Source organism: Kitasatospora sp. Ki12 (assembly GCF_054601375.1).
On record NZ_BAAIHT010000002.1, the window covers coordinates 2877629 to 2893602 of the forward strand.

General features: G+C 73.7%; 14 protein-coding genes and 1 pseudogene. 9 read left to right on the forward strand and 6 right to left on the reverse strand.

Annotation, left to right across the window (positions count from 1 at the left end; all coding sequences use genetic code 11):
* Positions 1-30: 30 nt before the first annotated feature.
* The 3 genes and pseudogenes from ACYP53_RS30395 to ACYP53_RS30405 form a co-directional block, all read left to right on the forward strand.
* Positions 31-660: a DUF305 domain-containing protein gene (locus ACYP53_RS30395; RefSeq protein WP_189915355.1), complete on the forward strand. Its 630-nt coding sequence runs from the start codon at positions 31-33 to the stop codon at positions 658-660.
* A 133-nt stretch (positions 661-793) separates the two neighbouring features.
* Complete coding sequence (pth, locus tag ACYP53_RS30400; RefSeq protein WP_459649729.1) at positions 794-1528, forward strand: aminoacyl-tRNA hydrolase; 735 nt, start codon at positions 794-796, stop codon at positions 1526-1528.
* A pseudogene (locus ACYP53_RS30405) lies at positions 1515-1940 on the forward strand (SMI1/KNR4 family protein); the annotation flags it as partial. The gene pth and the pseudogene ACYP53_RS30405, both read left to right, overlap by 14 nt.
* Here ACYP53_RS30405 and ACYP53_RS30410 read toward each other — a convergent pair.
* On the reverse strand, positions 1898-3556 hold the full coding sequence (locus tag ACYP53_RS30410) for an MFS transporter (protein ID WP_459649730.1): 1659 nt from the start codon (positions 3554-3556) through the stop codon (positions 1898-1900). The pseudogene ACYP53_RS30405 and the gene ACYP53_RS30410 overlap by 43 nt on opposite strands.
* Positions 3557-3758: 202 nt before the next feature.
* Here ACYP53_RS30410 and ACYP53_RS30415 point away from each other — a divergent pair, with 202 nt between their 5' ends.
* Both ACYP53_RS30415 and ACYP53_RS30420 read left to right on the forward strand, forming a co-directional pair.
* A complete protein-coding gene (locus tag ACYP53_RS30415; protein WP_189914816.1) occupies positions 3759-4271 on the forward strand; it encodes a MarR family winged helix-turn-helix transcriptional regulator in 513 nt (170 codons plus the stop codon).
* A gap of 84 nt (positions 4272-4355) precedes the next feature.
* A complete protein-coding gene (locus tag ACYP53_RS30420; RefSeq protein ID WP_459649731.1) occupies positions 4356-4931 on the forward strand; it encodes a GNAT family N-acetyltransferase in 576 nt (191 codons plus the stop codon).
* Positions 4932-4987: 56 nt separating this feature from the next.
* On the opposite strand, the gene ACYP53_RS30425 is transcribed toward ACYP53_RS30420, so the two are convergent.
* Positions 4988-5566 (reverse strand): methylated-DNA--[protein]-cysteine S-methyltransferase, encoded by a 579-nt coding sequence (locus ACYP53_RS30425; RefSeq protein ID WP_459649732.1) that lies wholly within the window; start codon positions 5564-5566, stop codon positions 4988-4990.
* Positions 5563-7137, reverse strand: coding sequence for a DNA-3-methyladenine glycosylase 2 family protein (locus ACYP53_RS30430; RefSeq protein WP_459649733.1), 1575 nt, complete (start codon positions 7135-7137; stop codon positions 5563-5565). The genes ACYP53_RS30425 and ACYP53_RS30430 overlap by 4 nt, the downstream gene beginning before the upstream one ends.
* Positions 7138-7281: 144 nt before the next feature.
* On the opposite strand from ACYP53_RS30430, the gene ACYP53_RS30435 reads away from it, so the two are divergent.
* On the forward strand, positions 7282-7761 hold the full coding sequence (locus ACYP53_RS30435; RefSeq protein WP_189914822.1) for an ASCH domain-containing protein: 480 nt from the start codon (positions 7282-7284) through the stop codon (positions 7759-7761).
* 85 nt (positions 7762-7846) lie between these two features.
* Here ACYP53_RS30435 and rsgA read toward each other — a convergent pair whose 3' ends face one another.
* Both rsgA and ACYP53_RS30445 read right to left on the reverse strand, forming a co-directional pair.
* Positions 7847-8911 carry a ribosome small subunit-dependent GTPase A gene (gene rsgA, locus ACYP53_RS30440; RefSeq protein WP_229928453.1) on the reverse strand — a complete coding sequence of 355 codons (1065 nt, stop codon included), beginning with the start codon at positions 8909-8911 and terminating at the stop codon, positions 7847-7849.
* 389 nt (positions 8912-9300) lie between these two features.
* Positions 9301-10311 carry a cytochrome c oxidase assembly protein gene (locus ACYP53_RS30445; RefSeq protein ID WP_189914824.1) on the reverse strand — a complete coding sequence of 337 codons (1011 nt, stop codon included), beginning with the start codon at positions 10309-10311 and terminating at the stop codon, positions 9301-9303.
* 424 nt (positions 10312-10735) lie between these two features.
* On the opposite strand from ACYP53_RS30445, the gene ACYP53_RS30450 reads away from it, so the two are divergent.
* Positions 10736-12316 carry an FtsW/RodA/SpoVE family cell cycle protein gene (locus ACYP53_RS30450; protein WP_459649734.1) on the forward strand — a complete coding sequence of 527 codons (1581 nt, stop codon included), beginning with the start codon at positions 10736-10738 and terminating at the stop codon, positions 12314-12316.
* A gap of 99 nt (positions 12317-12415) precedes the next feature.
* Here ACYP53_RS30450 and ACYP53_RS30455 read toward each other — a convergent pair whose 3' ends face one another.
* Positions 12416-13768, reverse strand: a complete 1353-nt coding sequence (locus ACYP53_RS30455; RefSeq protein WP_189914826.1) for a YihY/virulence factor BrkB family protein — start codon at positions 13766-13768, stop codon at positions 12416-12418.
* A gap of 177 nt (positions 13769-13945) precedes the next feature.
* Here ACYP53_RS30455 and ACYP53_RS30460 point away from each other — a divergent pair, with 177 nt between their 5' ends.
* A complete protein-coding gene (locus ACYP53_RS30460; RefSeq protein WP_373313697.1) occupies positions 13946-14029 on the forward strand; it encodes a putative leader peptide in 84 nt (27 codons plus the stop codon).
* A 197-nt stretch (positions 14030-14226) separates the two neighbouring features.
* Positions 14227-15951: a nitrite/sulfite reductase gene (locus ACYP53_RS30465; protein WP_459649735.1), complete on the forward strand. Its 1725-nt coding sequence runs from the start codon at positions 14227-14229 to the stop codon at positions 15949-15951.
* Positions 15952-15974: the final 23 nt, after the last annotated feature.

A 15974-nucleotide genomic window follows, 5' to 3' on the forward strand; every position in this document is an offset into this window, starting at 1 on the left:
GGCGGAGCCGCCGCGCCGCGCCACCGGCGGATGTGGTGGCCGGCCGCGCTGGCGGCCACCGTGGCGCTGGCGCTCGGGGTGCCGGCCCTGGTGGCGAGCGGGACCTCGGCCTCCGGCAGCTCGCTCTCCGTCCCGGCGGACGACTCGCCCGAGGCCGGGTTCGCCCGCGACATGGCGACCCACCACCAGCAGGCGGTGGACCTGTCGTTCGCTGTCCGGGACCGCACCGGTGACGAGCCGACCCGCACCCTCGCCTTCGACATCATCAACACCCAGGCCAACCAGCGCGGGATGATGATGGGCTGGCTGGACCAGTGGGGGCTGACGCAGCACGTGAACGCCAAGCCGATGGCGTGGATGAAGATGGGCCACGAGTACCAGGCCCACGACGGTTCGCTGATGCCCGGCATGGCCACCAACACCCAGATCGCGAAGCTGCGTTCGCTCAGCGGGCGGGACGCCGAGGTGTTCTACCTGCAGCTGATGATCGAGCACCACAAGGGCGGCGTCGAGATGGCCCAGGGCTACGTGGACCTGGCCAAGAACGACACCGAGAAGCGGCTCGCGCAGTCGATGGTGATCGCCCAGACCTCGGAGCTGCAGCTGATGACCGACATGCTCCAGGAACGCGGCGCCGCCCCCGGCGTGCCCGCCTCCTGAGCCGGCTCCCGAACCGGCTCCCGAACCGGCCCAGCGTTCTCGTTCCCCGGACGGCCGGGGCACGGCCGACGGTCCCGTACCGTCCGCGCCGCGCCCCGGCCGTCCGCCGTACCACCTCCCGGAGACCCCTCACATGACCCCCGACCCCACCGGTGCCGCCGACCCCACCGGTGCCGCCGACCCCGCCGGCGCCCCGGACCGCCGCTGGCTGATCGCCGGGCTGGGCAATCCCGGCCCCTGGTTCCGGCAGACCCGGCACAACGCGGGCTTCCTGGCCGTCGACCGGCTGGCCGAGCGGCACGGCGCCCGGTTCCGGCGGCGCGGGATCGCCACCCTGGTCGCGGAGATCGAGGTCGACGGCCGGCCGGTGCTGCTCGCCAAGCCGCTGTGGTTCATCAACCTGTCCGGCCGCCCGGTGGCCGCGCTGCTGCGCCGGCACGGCGTGCCGGTGGAGCGGCTGGTGGTCGTGCAGGACGACCTGGACTTCGCGTTCGGTTCCGCCCGGCTCAAGCGCGGCGGCGGGCCCGGCGGCCACAACGGGGTGCGCTCGGTGGGCGAGGTGCTCGGCACCCGCGACTTCGTCCGGCTGCGGTTCGGCATCGGGCGTCCGCCGAAGGGGCAGAGCGTCGGCGACTTCGTGCTGAAGAAGTTCTCGGACGACGAACTGGCCGTGATGCCCGGCGAGTTGGACCGTTGCGCGGACGCCCTGGAGACCCTGGTGCGGCTCGGCCTGAACCGCGCCCAGGACACCCTGAACGCCCGCCCCGCACCTGACGCCGGTCACGGCACGGAGGCCGGTCACGGTACGGAGGCCGGTCACGGCGCGAAGACCGGTCACGGCGCGGAGGCTGACCATGGCGGGCGCTGAGGACCTCCGGCGTTCCCTGTGGAGCGCCGGACCCGGCGACGACGCGCGGCAGGACGACGGGCGGTCGGCGCTGACCGCCGAGGCGGTCGCCGAGGCCGAGCACCTGCTCGGCGTCACCCTCCCCGCCGCCCTCCTGGAACTGCTGCACCACCGCGACGGCGGCGAGGTCGCGGACGACCGGAACGCCTTCCCCACCAGCCGGCCGACCTCGTGGAGCGGCGACCACGTGCCGTTCGACTGGCTGCTGGGCATCGGCCGCCGCGAAGGGGCGCTGTCCCTGCTCGACAGCCCGTACCTGGTCGCGGAGTGGGGTCTGCCCGCGCCGGTGGTCCTGTTCGCGGGCGAGGGACCGTGCTGGCTCGGGCTGGACTACCGGGACGGCGGCCGGGACGGGGAACCGTCCGTCACCTGGTTCGAGGCGGACCTCGGCCGGGAGTTCCCGCTCGCCCCGGACTTCCGGTCGTTCCTCGAAGGCCTCACCGCGGCCGACGACTTCGAGTGAGAATCCCCGGGCGCCCCTGGAGCGTGCCCGGTCCACGGGCTGCGGAACGGGCTGCGGAGCGGGTGGTGGGCCGGGCGGGTGAGGAGCGCGGCCGCCGCCGCGACCGCCGCGAGGGCGAACAGCACCGTCCGCCCACCGGACGCCGCGCCCGCCAGGTGGACACCGAGGACGGACAGCGCCATGCCGAGCGCCGTACCGAGGCTGCGCGCCATGTTCACCATGCCGCCGCCGACCGCCGAGCACTCCGCCGGGACGGCCCGCATCACCAGCGCGTTGTTGGCCGGCAGCAGCAGGCCCAGCCCGTACCCGGCGACCAGCAGCGGAGCGGCCGACGCGATCGAGGCCGGCAGCAGGGCGAACAGCAGCAGCCCGCCCGCCGCGACGGCCGCGCCGAGGCGGCACCTGGCCACGTCCGACCAGCCCGCGGGCAGCAGCCCGCCACCGACCGTCGCGGCGACGGCGAACGCGGCGGGCAGCAGGGTGACGAGCAGTCCGGCACCGGCCGTCGACACGCCCGCGCCGGTCAGCAGGACGGGGCCCAGCACCAACGGGCAGAACAGCAGCAGGTACCCGATCAGCGCGAGCACCAGGCCGGACCGCACACCCGGGGTGTTGACCAGCCCCGGCGCCAGGATCGGCCGCGCCGCCCGCCGCTCCTGGCGCACCAGCGCCACGGTGAGCACGGCGGCGGCGAGCAGCAGGACGGTGACGGCCCAGCCGGGCAGCGGCAGGCCGGAGGCGGTGGAGAGGGCGAGCAGCAGCGCTGTGGTCGCGCCGGTGAGCAGCAGCATGCCGGGCAGGTCGAAGCGGGCGTCGTCCCGCGCAGGACCGGCCAAGGGACCAGCCGAGGGACCCGCCGGTCGCCGCGTCCGGGGGCTGGGAACGAGGCCCCCGCCGCCCGTCCGGGTGCGCGGCAGCAGGTACCAGCCGGCCAGGATGCCGAACACCGCGATCGGCACATTGACCCAGAACACCCAGCGCCACGAGGCGTGTTCGACCAGCAGCCCGCCGAGGCTGGGCCCGAGCGCCAGCCCGAGGCCCTGAGCGGAGGCCTGGATGCCGAGCGCGCGCCGCATCGCGCGTTCGGGCACACCGCGTGCGACCAGGGCGACACTGTTGGCCTGCATCATCGCGGCGCCGACGGCCTGGACGGCACGGCAGCCGACCAGGATCCAGAGGCTGCCGGCGAATCCGGCGCCGAGCGAGGAGAGGCCGAAGACGGCGAAGCCGCCGATGTACATCGTCTTGCGGCCGGCCAGGTCGGACAGCCAGCCGATCGGGGCCAGCAGGGCGACCAGGACGAGCAGGTAGGCCAGGGCGACCCATTCGACGGCGGCGAAGCCCGCGTCGAAGTGGTGGCCGATCGCGGGGAAGACCAGGGCGATGACGCTGGCGTCGAGCTGGCCGAGGAACGCGCCGAGGCAGACCGTGCCGACGGCCAGCCAGTGGGCGTGGCGCCAGCCGGCGATGCCGCGGGGGCGGGGCCGCTCGGTGAGCAGCCGGGCGGCGAGGGCGGTGGCGTTCATGCCACGAATATATCGGATACAGATATGTTCTTTCTACGAGCAGCTCGCCCTGCGATACGAAGCGTCCCACAGGGCGTCCGTACCGCGTCCACATCGCGTCCGCACCCGCGTCCACATCGCGTCCGCACCCGTGTCCGCACCCGCGTCCGCTAAGCGGACCGCGCCCCCGAAACGCCCTGCACCAGGAGATACGCTGTCCGCCATGCCGTCGTCACCGCACGTTCCCGATTCCGCCACCGAAGGCCCGGACCCGGCGGTCGAGCACGCCCGGCAGCTGACCGACACCGTCACCCGGCTGCGCCGCGCCCTGCGCAGCAGCATCCGCACCGACTACCCGTGGGAGTCCCTGCCGATGGCGCAGGTCGAACTCCTCCAGACCCTCGCCGCCGCACCGCTGCGGGTCGGCGAACTCGCCGCCCGGCAGCGACTCGCCCCCAACACCGTCAGCGGACTGGTCGGCAAGCTGCTCGACGCCGGCTTCGTCGACCGCCAGGCCGACCCCGGCGACCGCCGCACCGCCCGGATCGCCCTCACCCCGGCCGGCCGGCGCCAGCTGGACGACTGGCAGCACGCCCACGAACGCCGCATCGCCACCGCGCTCGGCACCCTCGACCCCGCCGACCGCGAGGCGGTCGTCCACGCCCTGCCCGCGCTGGAACAGCTCGCCCGTGCCCTCGCCCAGCCGGGCAGCGGTACCGGCACCGGCACCGACTGACACCGGCACGGACTGACACCGAGGGCCCACCCCGCGGACAAAACCACTGGTCACCGCCCCGGGCCGAGCACTACCCTCCCCGGCATGACCACCGCACGGGTACGGATCGAGCCCTGGACGGACGCCGACCTGGCGCTGCTGCGCCGGGTCAACACGCCGGAGATGAAGAAGCACGTCGGCGGACCGGAGACCGAGGAGCAGCTGCTCGTCCGGCACGGCCGCTACCTGGACTTCGTCCCGTCCGGCCTCGGCTGCATGTACCGGATCGTGCTGCTGCCCGACGACGGTGCCGCGGACGGCGAGGCCTCGGACGGCGTGGCTGCGTACGGCGGGACCGCCGCGGGCGAGGCCGTCGGCACGGTCGGCTACGGCACCCGGACCTGGGAGGGCGAGACCGTCCACGAGATGGGGTGGAACGTCCTGCCCGGTCACCAGGGCCGGGGCATCGCCGTCACCGCCACCCGCGCCGCCGTCGCGGCCGCCCGCCGCGAGGCCGCCCACCGGTACCTGCACGCCTTCCCCTCGGTGGACAACCCCGCCTCCAACGCGGTGTGCGCCAAGGCCGGGTTCACGCTGCTCGGCGAGACCGAGTTCGAGTTCCCTCCCGGCCGGTTCATGCGCAGCCACAACTGGCGGGTGGACCTGCGCGCCTCGGAGTGACCCGCCGGCTGGGAACGGGGCCCTGAACCGGGCTCGGAGCGGCGCCCGGAAGGGGTTCAGAAGAGGGTGCCGCTCTCCAGCTCCAGCAGTCGGCGCTTGCGGTCCACGCCCGCCGCGAAGCCGGTGAGCGAACCGTTGGCGCCGAGCACCCGGTGGCAGGGGCGCACGATCAGCAAGGGGTTGGCGCCCACCGCGCCGCCGACCGCCCGGACCATCCGCGGCTCCTGCCCGGCCAGTTCGGCGAGTTCGCCGTAGGTGACGGTCCTGCCGTACGGGATCTCGTCCAGCGCGGCCCAGATCCTGCGGCGGAACTCGGTACCCACGGGTGCGAGCGGCAGGTCGAACTCGGTGCGCTCGCCCGCGAAGTAGGCGGTCAGCTGGGCGACCGGCTCGGCGAGCGCCTCCGGGTCGAGGACCCAGTCGTCGGCGGGCTCGGCCAGCGCGTACTTCTGGCCCGGCGCGGTGACGGTCGCCAGCGCGGCCGGCCCGCCGTCCTCGGGCAGGACGCCGCTGAGCAGCAGCCGGCCGAAGGGGCTCTCCATGGTCGTGTAAACGCTGGTGGCGGCGGCGCTGTCCGTGGTGGCAGCGCTGTCGCTGCCGATGGTCGGGTCGGTGATCGGGTCGGTGGTGCTCATGCTGGTGCGTTCTCCGTTCCGGTGCTGGTGGTCGCGGGGCCGGCCCACAGCCGGTGGACCGCGTAGGAGCGCCACGGCGCCCAGGTCTCGGCCGCGTGGGCGGCGGACTTCGGGTCGCCGGGGGCGCCGAGCCGGACGAGGCCGTGCTTGACGCCCACGTCGCTCGGGAGGAAGACGTCGGGGTCGGCGAGCGCCCGCATCCGCAGGTAGCCGACCGTCCAGGGGCCGATGCCCGGCAGGGCCAGCAGCCCGGCCGCGGCCTCCTCCCGGTCGACCCCGCTGTCGAGGCTCACCGTGCCCTCGGCCAGGGCCGCGCACAGTCCGGTGAGCGCGCGGCGGCGGGCGGCGGGCATCGCGAAGTCCTCCGGGTCGGCGGTGGCCAGCGCCGCCGCGGTCGGGAAGAGCAGTCGCAGGCCGCCGCTGGGCTCGGGCAGCTCGGTCCCGTACTTCTCGGCGAGCCGCCCTGCCAGGGTACGGGCCGCGCCGACGCTGATCTGCTGGCCGAGGACGGCGCGGACGGCGAGCTCGTGCGGGTCCACGTGGCCGGGCGAGCGCAGCCCGGGACGCTCCCGGACCAGCGGACCGAGCACCGGGTCGGCGCCGAGCTGCTCGTCGACCGCGAGCGGGTCGGCGTCCAGGTCGAAGAGGACGCGCAGGCGCTGGACGGCGGTCGGCAGGTCGCGAAGGTCGGCGAGGAACAGGCGGCAGTCCAGCCAGCCGCGGGTGCGCGGCTCGTCCGGCGCCAGGCCGTCGACCTCGGCGATGCCGTGGCCGTACGGCAGCGCGAGGGTGCGCCGGTACGTACGGACGCCGGGGAACGCACCGGGGACCACCTCCTCCACGCCGGGAACGGCCCGGAGGGCGAGGAAGTCGATCAGGTGCTCGCTGTCCAGCGGGCCGCGGTAGGCGAGGCGCAGGGTCAGGCCACCGGCCGGGGTGGCGGTGCGGCGGCCGGCGGCGACCTCGGCGCGCAGGCCGCTGGGGGTGCGGTCGTAGACCTCGCGGACGGTGTCGTTGAACTGGCGGACGGAGGCGAAGCCGGCCGCGAACGCGACGTCGGTCACGGGCAGTTCGGTGGTCTGCAGGAGGAGCCGGGCGGTCTGGGCGCGCCGGGCGCGGGCCAGCGCGATCGGGCCGGCGCCGAGCTCGGCGGTGAGCTGGCGCTGCAGCTGGCGGGAGCTGTAGCCGAGCCGGCCGGCCAGGCCCGCCACGCCCTCGCGGTCCACCACGCCGTCGCCGATCAGGCGCATCGCGCGGCCGACCAGGTCGGCGCGGTGGTTCCACTCCGGCGAACCCGGCACCGAGTCGGGGCGGCAGCGCCGGCAGGCCCGGAAACCGGCGCCCTGGGCGGCCGCGGCGCTGGGGTAGAAGACGCAGTTGACGCGCTTGGGGGTCACGGCCGGGCAGCTCGGTCGGCAGTAGATGCCGGTGGAGGTGACGGCCGTGAAGAAGACGCCGTCGAAGCGGGCGTCTCGGCTGTCCACGGCTCGGTACCGGATGTCGTCGTCGATCACGTTGTCCAGTCTGCGGGATCGGGTGGGGGGTGACTGGCGGGAATCGGACATCGCCATTCGGGCACCGCCGGTGGGGGCTTCCCCCCTTCCCCTTCCCACCCCCTCCCCACCCACCACCCACCGCACCACCCACCGCCCGCCGCCCAGCGCCCGCCGGAAAATGCGCGGCCGTCCGGCCGGCCCGGGGCTACGCTCGCCCGCATGAGCGAGCAGCCCGGCGGCCAGCCTGCCGACCACCCCTACAGCGGCCCGGACGACCCGCGGGTCACCGCCCTGCCACCGGAGGAGTTCGCCTTCCCCGGTCCGTTGCGCGACCAGCTGGTCGCGGCCGTCCTCAGCGGCGCCAAGACCAGCACCACCGGACTGGTCGCCGACTACGAGCACGAGGGCGACCCCCTGCCGCAGGTCGGCGAGCTGGCCGCCGTCCTGGACTCGGACGGCCGCCGGGTCGCGGTGATCGAGACCACGGACGTCCGCGTGGTCCCGCTGGCCGAGGTCGATCTGCGGCACGCCCTGGACGAGGGCGAGGGGTACGAGAGCGTGGCCGAGTGGCGTACGACCCACGAGGGCTTCTGGCGCAGTCCGGAGATGCTCGCCGCCCTCGACGACCCGGACTTCACCGTGGACGACGCCACTCCGCTGGTCCTGCAGCGCTTCCGCCTGGTGGCCGACCTCCGCTGAGCCGGGTGGGCCCCCGCGGGGGTCGGCCGGTGACCGCCGGACGGCGGTCGGCCGGCCCCCGCGGGTGGCGGGCGACGATCCGTGGTCAACGCTTCATCGTGCCTCCCGCGGCCCGCATCGACTTGTGGATCGTCTTCCACCTCTGCAGTCGGGCCTTGGCCACCCGGGCGTCCGTGCGCGAGGCGATCCATTCGTTCTCGCGCTGGAGCTTGAGGTAGCTGTCCATCCGGCGCTGCGGCAGGGTGCCGTCGGCCAGCGCCGCCTGCACCGCGCAGCCTGGCTCGGTGTGGTGCCCGCAGTCCTGGAAGCGGCACTCCTCGGCCAGCTCCGCGATGTCGGCGAAGGCCAGGTCCACGCCCCCGCCACCGTAGAGGCCGACCTCGCGCAGCCCGGGGGTGTCGATCAGCACGCCCCCGCCGGGCAGCGGGATCAGCTCGCGGGTGGTCGTGGTGTGGCGGCCCTTCTGGTCGACCTCGCGGGCCTCCTGGACCGTCATCACCGCAGCGCCGGCCAGCGCGTTGGTGAGCGTGGACTTGCCGACGCCGGACTGGCCGATCAGCGCCGTCGTCCCGGGGGTGCACGCGCGCAGCACGTCCATGCCCTCACCGGTCTCGGCGCTCACGACGAGCACCGTGACCCCGGGCGCGATGCCCTCGACGTCGGCCCGGATGAAGTCGGCGTCGTCCACCAGGTCGGCCTTGGTGAGGACGACCAGCGGGTCGGCGCCGGACTCCCAGGCCAGGGCCAGGAAGCGCTCGATCCGCCCGAGGTCGGGGTCGGTCGCGAGCGAGGAGGCGATCAGGACGGTGTCCACGTTGGCCGCCAGCACCTGGCCGTCGGAGCGCTTGCCGGCCACCTTGCGGATGATCGCGGTGGAGCGCGGCAGCAGCGCGACGACGGCCGCCATCGGCTGGGCGTGGAGGTCCACGGCCGCCCAGTCGCCCGTGCACGGGCAGTTGATCATGTCGGCGTCGCCCACCGGCCGGGTGTCGAACCGGACGGTGCGCGGCTCGCCCGTCTCCGGGTCGGCGATCACGGCGTCGCACTGGCCGCGGTCGACCCGGACGATCCGGGCCGGAACCAGCCCGGCCTCGCCGAGCGGGGCGAACGACTCCTCGAGCTCGGACGTCCAGCCGTAGCCGGCGAGCACGGAGCCCTCGGCGGACTCCGGGGAAGAGGAGAGGAAAGAAGAAGAGGAAGAGGAGAAAGACGGAACGGAGGCAGCGTTGATCAACGCAGTGGCCCTTCGGGGGAGATGGTCCCGGCGGGCTACGACTGGCGCGAAGGGCTCAGCCGGCGGCCGGGAAGAGGAGGTGAACGCGAGCGCTGCCCTGGGCAGCTATCGGGGCGACAACGACCACGGGGGTTCACCTCCTGCTCTCTACTCCTCGGGCGGCCCAATGGCCCCCGAACCGAACACGTCACACGCTAGCGGAGCGTCCCGAGCCCGCCAACCTATTTTTGACCTGCGAAAACGCGCTGGGCAGGCGGCCAGGAACTCATCGAGGGGCCAAAGTTGGCCCATCGAACACGAGGGCCCTACCCGCCGCCGTACCGGTGCTTCAGGTTCGGGTCGTCCAGCCACCACGGCCGCATCCCCGTCTCCTCCTCCTCGGGCCGCCCGGCCGCCCGCGCCTCCTCGGCCGCCGCCTCGAAGCGGGCGTCCAGCTCGGCGTCCACGACCCGGATCTCCTCCCGGCCCCGCACCACCATCCGCCGCACCAGCGCGGCCAGGAACGGCAGCCCGACCAGGTCCCCCAGCACCCAGAACGCGTTGCCGCCCCAGGTCTGGTCCTGCGCCAGGCTCGGCCCCCACGGCCGCCCGAGCGCCGCGTAGTGGTGCTCGGCGACCAGGTGGCCGCCGTAGATCAGCACGATCCCGAGCCCCGCGTCGAAGATCACCTCGGCGAAGGTGATGAACAGCCCGACCAGGTCCGGGTACTCGTGCCCGACCGGGTCGATCTGCAGTCGCGGCCAGAAGTAGGCGAGGCCGAGCAGCACCAGCGTCACGTGCAGCAGCACGTTCCCGAACCCGCTGGACACCGACTCCTCGTACCAGGGCGTGAAGTAGAGCAGCCACGGCGGCGCCATCAGCAGCGCGGTGGAGACCGCCGGGAACATCAGCACCTTGGACGGGCGGCTGCGCAGCGCCCGCAGGATCCGCTCCCGCCGGGCCGGCGGCGCGGCGCCGAGCAGCAGCGAGACCGGCGCGCCCAGCGCCAGCAGCAGCGGGACGACCATCAGCAGCAGCACGACCTGCACGGCCCGGTCGGTGAAGAGGATCCGGTCGTAGACGCCGAGTCCGGAGCAGGTGCACCAGATCCACAGCAGCAGTCCGCCGAGGAACGCGGTGGTGCGGCTGGGCTGCCAGCGCTCGCCGCCGGACCGGTGGACGGTGCGCACCGCCGTCAGGTACCAGGCGCCGAGCAGCACCGAGAGGGTGAGCACCAGCGGTTCGGCGGTCCAGGAGGTGGCCAGGTCCGACCACTGCCACGGGGGCGGCCCGCTGTACGCGAGTGCGACGGCTCCGCCGCCGGCCGTGCCGTCCATCCGTCCGTCCACCTCACTCGTGCCGCGAGTCCCGCTCGCCCTGCTCGTCCCGCGAGTCCCGCGAGTCCCGCGAATCCCGCTCGCCATGCTCGGCCCGCCCGCCGATGACGTGCCACCCCGAGCGGCTCGTCCCGCCCGCCGATGACGCGCCTCCCTGAGCGGCTCCTGACGCGCCTCTCCGGCCGGCTCGTGACGCGCCACCCCGACCGGCTCATGATGTGCCTCCCCCGTCGGCCCGCCGCACCCGGGGCCCGCCTCTATACCCGCCCCTGAACAAGGCTTTACCCAGCCCCAACAATGCTTTGCCCAGGCAAAGTTCTGCCCCAGGATCCCCTCCGTCCGCAACCGCCGCGGAGACCGGGACGTCTGGCAGGATGCCCGTCGGCGACACCCGCCACGGGGGGTGACAAGGGGACGACACGAGGTGCGAAGCACTGCACGCGGCGACGGCCGCCGGCTGGCCGCGCGCCACCGCAACATCGAGCTGGGCCTGCTGGCACTCGCGGTGGCCGTCTGTCTGGCCGGACACATCGAGGCCGATCTGGCGTTGACCGGCTCGATGCCGCCCGGGCTGCTGGTGCACGGCCTGTCGCTGGGCGCCCTGGCCGGGGCCGCGCACCTGGCGGTGCGCCGGTTCGCGCCGTACGCGGACCCGCTGATCCTGCCGCTGGGCGTCTTCCTGACCGGCTTCGGACTGGTGCTGCTGGACCGCCTGGACTTCAGCTACAAGGCCGCGCACAGCGCCAAGGGCGACTACCAGAAGCTCCCGGCCGCGCCCTCCCAGCTGATGTGGGTGTTCATCTCGGTGGCGGTGGCGCTCGCGCTGATCGTGCTGGTCAAGCACCACCGGTTCTTCCAGCGCTACGTCTACCTGCTGATGGCGGGCGCGCTGATCCTGCTGGCCGCACCGGTGGCCTCGCCGAGCGACAGCTTCGGCGCCAAGCGCTGGATCCGGCTGTTCGGCCTCTCCTTCGAGCCCGACGAGTTCGTGAAGGTCGCGATCACGATCTTCTTCGCGGGCTACCTGACGGCGTCCCGGGACGCGCTCGCGCTGGCCGGCCGCAAGATCTGGGGGATGACCCTGCCGCGCGGCCGGCACGCCGGACCGGTGCTGGCGATCTGGGTGGTCAGCCTGCTGGTGCTGATCTTCGAGCGCGACCTGGGCACCTCGCTGATCTTCTTCGGCGTCTTCATCGTGATGCTGTACGTGGCGACCGAGCGCACCAGCTGGGTGGTGCTCGGCCTGCTGATGGCGGTCGGCGGCGCGGCGGTGGTCGGCACCGTGGAGCCGCACGTGCACGGCCGGGTCGAGGCCTGGCTCCACCCGCTCGACTACTACAAGCCGGTGCACGACAAGGCGATCTCCGAGCAGCCCGCCGAGGCGCTGTTCAGCCTGGGCACCGGGCACCTGACCGGGACGGGACTGGGGTCGGGCCGACCCTGGCTGATCGGCTTCGCCGGGCGCAGCGACTTCATCTTCACCACCATCGGCGAGGAGCTGGGCCTGGCCGGGGTGACGGCCGTGCTGCTGGTCTACGTGCTGCTGATCCAGCGCGGCCTGCGCACCGCGGTCGGCCTGACCGACCCGTTCGGCAAGCTGCTGGCCACCGGCCTGTCGGCGGCGCTGGCGCTGCAGGTCTTCGTGGTCGTCGGCGGGGTGAGCGGGCTGGTCCCGCTGACCGGGAAGGCGCTGCCGTTCCTGGCCGCCGGTGGTTCCTCGCTGCTGGCGAACTGGCTGATGGTCGCGCTGCTGATCAAGTTGAGCGACTCCTCGGGGCGCACCGCCCTGGAGCCGGCCCCCGCCTCCCCCGAGCCGCCCCCGGTCCGGGCCCGCCCCACGGAGAGCGATCCGACCCCTGCCGGATCCACGCCCATCGGAGCGACGCCCGCCGGATCCACGCCCGCCGGATCCACGCCCGCCGGATCCACCCCCGTCGGACCCACGCCCGCCGGAGCGACGCCCCTCCCGTCCGCCACCCCACAGCGGCCCGCCGCCACCCTCTGACCCCGGCGGAGCCACCATCTGACACCCCGCGGACGGAAAACGGGCGGGGCCTCCCCCGCACCCGCGGAAGAGGCCCCGCCCGTCCATCACCCGTTCCGCCTACCGCTGCTCCCACGGCGGCCGGGGCGGTCGGGGCGGGTACCCCGGCACCTCCTGCCCCGGCGGCCCGGACAGCCCCGGCGGCACCTGCGAGGACCCGGCGGGCGCGCCCGGCGGCGGCCCGGACGGCCGGTCGCTGTCCGGCGGCGGCGGGGCGGGCCGGTGGTGGGGCCCGCCGCGGGCGGTGAGCCGGCCGCGCACGTTGTCGGCGGCCAGCACGTCGGCCCACCGTTCCGGGTACTCGGAAGGCACGTCGACGTCCTCGCCGTCCTCGTCGCCCCATTCCTCCTCGACGCCGTCGGCGAGCCCGAGCTCGCGGGCGCGCCGGGCCCGTTCGACGGCCCGCCGGGCGGCCACCTCGCGGACCACCGCGGCGGCGGCCTCCTCGTGGGCGCGTTCGTTCTCGGCGCGGGCGTCGGCGGTCTCCAGGGTGGGCCAGCGGCGGTCTATCGCGGCGTTCATGGCGGCGCCGATGAGGACGGCGAGGGCCACCACGAAGATCCACAGCAGTACGGCCACCGGCGCCGCCAGCGAGCCGTACACCGAGGGGCCCTCGACCGAGCTGACCAGGTAGACCCGCAGGCCGACGCTGCAGAAGACCAGCACCACCAGGGCGACCAGGGCGCCGGGGAGGTCCTCGCGCCAGGGGGTGGAGACCGGGACGGCCAGGTGGTAGAGCGTGGTGAGCGAGACGATCAGCAGCACGATCGCGACCGGCCAGTAGGCGGCGCCGACCAGTCCGGCGATGCCGGGTACGGCGTTCTCCACCAGTCCCGGACCGGCCATCAGCAGCGGCAGCACCAGCGAGCCGATCACCAGGGCGCCGAGGTAGAGGCCGAGGGACAGCATCCGGGTCTTGACGATGCCGCGCTTGCCGTCGAGCCCGTACATGACGGTGATGGTGTCGATGAAGATGTAGAGCGCCCTGGAGCCCGACCACAGCGACAGCAGGAAGCCGATCGAGACGAGGTCGGGCCGGGTGTGGTCGAAGACCTGGTTCAGCAGCGGGACCACGACCTCCTTGACGGAGGAGTCCGACAGCACCGTCCCGGAGGCCGAGACGATGTCGTGCTTGAGCCGGTCGATGGTGCCCGCGCCGAGGAACTCGTCCAGGTAGCCGAGGGTGCCGGCCAGGCCGAGCAGCAGCGGCGGGATCGACAGCAGGGTGAAGAAGGCCGCCTCCGCGGCGAGGCCGGTGACCCGGTACTCCACACAGGTGTTGGTGGTGTCCTTGACCAGTTCCCACGCCGTACGGCGCCAGCCGGCCCGCTTGGCCGCGCGCCGGGAGCCCTTGCCCCGGCGCCTGGAGGGCCGCTCGGGGGCCGGTCTGCTCGTATCGCCTGCTGCTTGCACAGGGCTAACGGTATCGGGCCGGGGCACTCCGGTTGATCTCCCCGGGGTGCGGGCGCGTGGCCGGGTGCCCGGGCGGGGAGCGGCGGGAACCTCCGGACGTCCCACATATCGAAACCCTAGAGTCCAGTATTCGGATGTTAGTGGACCGCGAGTCCCGGGCCGTGCGAATCTCTTGCCATGCGTAGCGCCGGAACCACCCTAGTAGGTCGACTTCACGTCGATCTCCTTCGCGTGTCCAGCGCCATCTGTCCGGTGACCTGAGCCCATCCCCGCCGCACCACCGCACCCGGCGCCGCCCGTTCCCGCCAGCCCCGCCGCAGCGGATGCGCAGGCGCCCGCCCGGCCACGGTCACTGCCCTCCCGGTCCTGAGAAACCCGCAGGTCAGAGCAGTGCCGCACGGCCGAGCACGCCCCGCGACCCGACCAGCGCCAGCGCCACCTGCCCGAAGGACTTCACCATGGCCACCTCTCCCGAGACCGTCGAGCCCACGGCCGACCGCCCCGCCGAGCACCGCCCGGCCGCGGCCCGCAAGGTGACCCGCCACCGCGGCGAGGGCCAGTGGGGCATGGGGCACCACACTCCTCTGAACGCCAACGAGCAGTTCAAGAAGGACGACGACGGTCTCAATGTGCGGACACGTATTGAGACGATCTACGCGCACCGCGGCTTCGACTCGATCGACCCCGCCGACCTGCGCGGCCGGATGCGCTGGTGGGGCCTCTACACCCAGCGCAAGGAAGGCATCGACGGCGGCAAGACCGCGATCCTCGAGCCGCACGAGCTGGACGCCGAGTTCTTCATGCTCCGCGTGCGCATCGACGGCGGGCAGCTGACCGTCCCGCAGCTGCGGGCGGTCGCCGAGGTCTCCGAGCAGTACGCCCGGGGCACCGCCGACCTGACCGACCGGCAGAACATCCAGTACCACTGGATCCGGATCGAGGACGTCCCGGCGATCTGGCAGAAGCTGGAGGCCGTCGGCCTCTCCACCACCGAGGCCTGCGGCGACACCCCGCGCGTCATCCTCGGCTCCCCGGTGGCCGGCATCGCCGTGGACGAGATCATCGACGGCACCCCCGCCATCGAGGAGATCCAGCGCCGCTTCATCGGCAACAAGGACTTCTCCAACCTGCCGCGCAAGTTCAAGAGCGCGGTCTCCGGCTCCCCGCTGCTGGACGTCGCGCACGAGATCAACGACATCTCCTTCGTCGGCGTGGTCCACCCCGAGCACGGCCCGGGCTTCGACCTGTGGGTCGGCGGCGGCCTGTCCACCAACCCCAAGCTGGGTGTGCGGCTGGGCGCCTGGGTCCCGCTGGACGAGGTGGCCGACGTCTACGGCGGCGTCATCGGCATCTTCCGCGACTACGGCTACCGGCGCCTGCGCAACCGCGCCCGGCTGAAGTTCCTGGTCGCCGACTGGGGCGTGGAGAAGTTCCGCAAGGTGCTGGAGGACGAGTACCTGAAGTACGAGCTGGTCGACGGCCCCGCCCCGGCCGAGCCCGCCGGCCGCTGGCGCGACCACGTCGGCGTCCACCCGCAGAAGGACGGCAGGTTCTACATCGGCTTCGCGCCCCGCGTCGGCCGGGTCGACGGCAAGCTGCTCGGCCGGATCGCCGACCTCGCCGCCGCCCACGGCAGCGACCGGCTGCGCACCACCGCCGAGCAGAAGATGCTGATCCTCGACATCGCCGAGGAGCACGTCGAGTCGGTGGTGGCCGGCCTGGAGGAGCTCGACCTGAGGGTCACCCCCTCGCCGTTCCGCCGCGGCACCATGGCCTGCACCGGCATCGAGTACTGCAAGCTCGCCATCGTCGAGACCAAGGAGCGCGGCCGCACGCTCATCGACGAGCTGGAGCAGCGCCTGCCGGACTTCGCGGAGCCGCTGACCATCAACATCAACGGCTGCCCGAACGCCTGCGCCCGCATCCAGGTCGCCGACATCGGCCTCAAGGGCCAGCTCGTCACCGACGAGAACGGCGAGCAGGTCGAGGGTTACCAGGTGCACCTCGGCGGCGCGCTCGGCCTGCAGGCCGGCTTCGGCCGCAAGGTCCGCGGCCTCAAGGTCACCAGCGCCGGCCTGCCCGACTACGTCGAGCGCGTGCTGACCCGCTACCAGGCCGACCGCACCGAGGGCGAGCGCTTCGCCCAGTGGGCGGCCCGGGCCAACGAGGAGCAGCTGTCGTGAGTGGGCACAGCCGGCGAAACGAG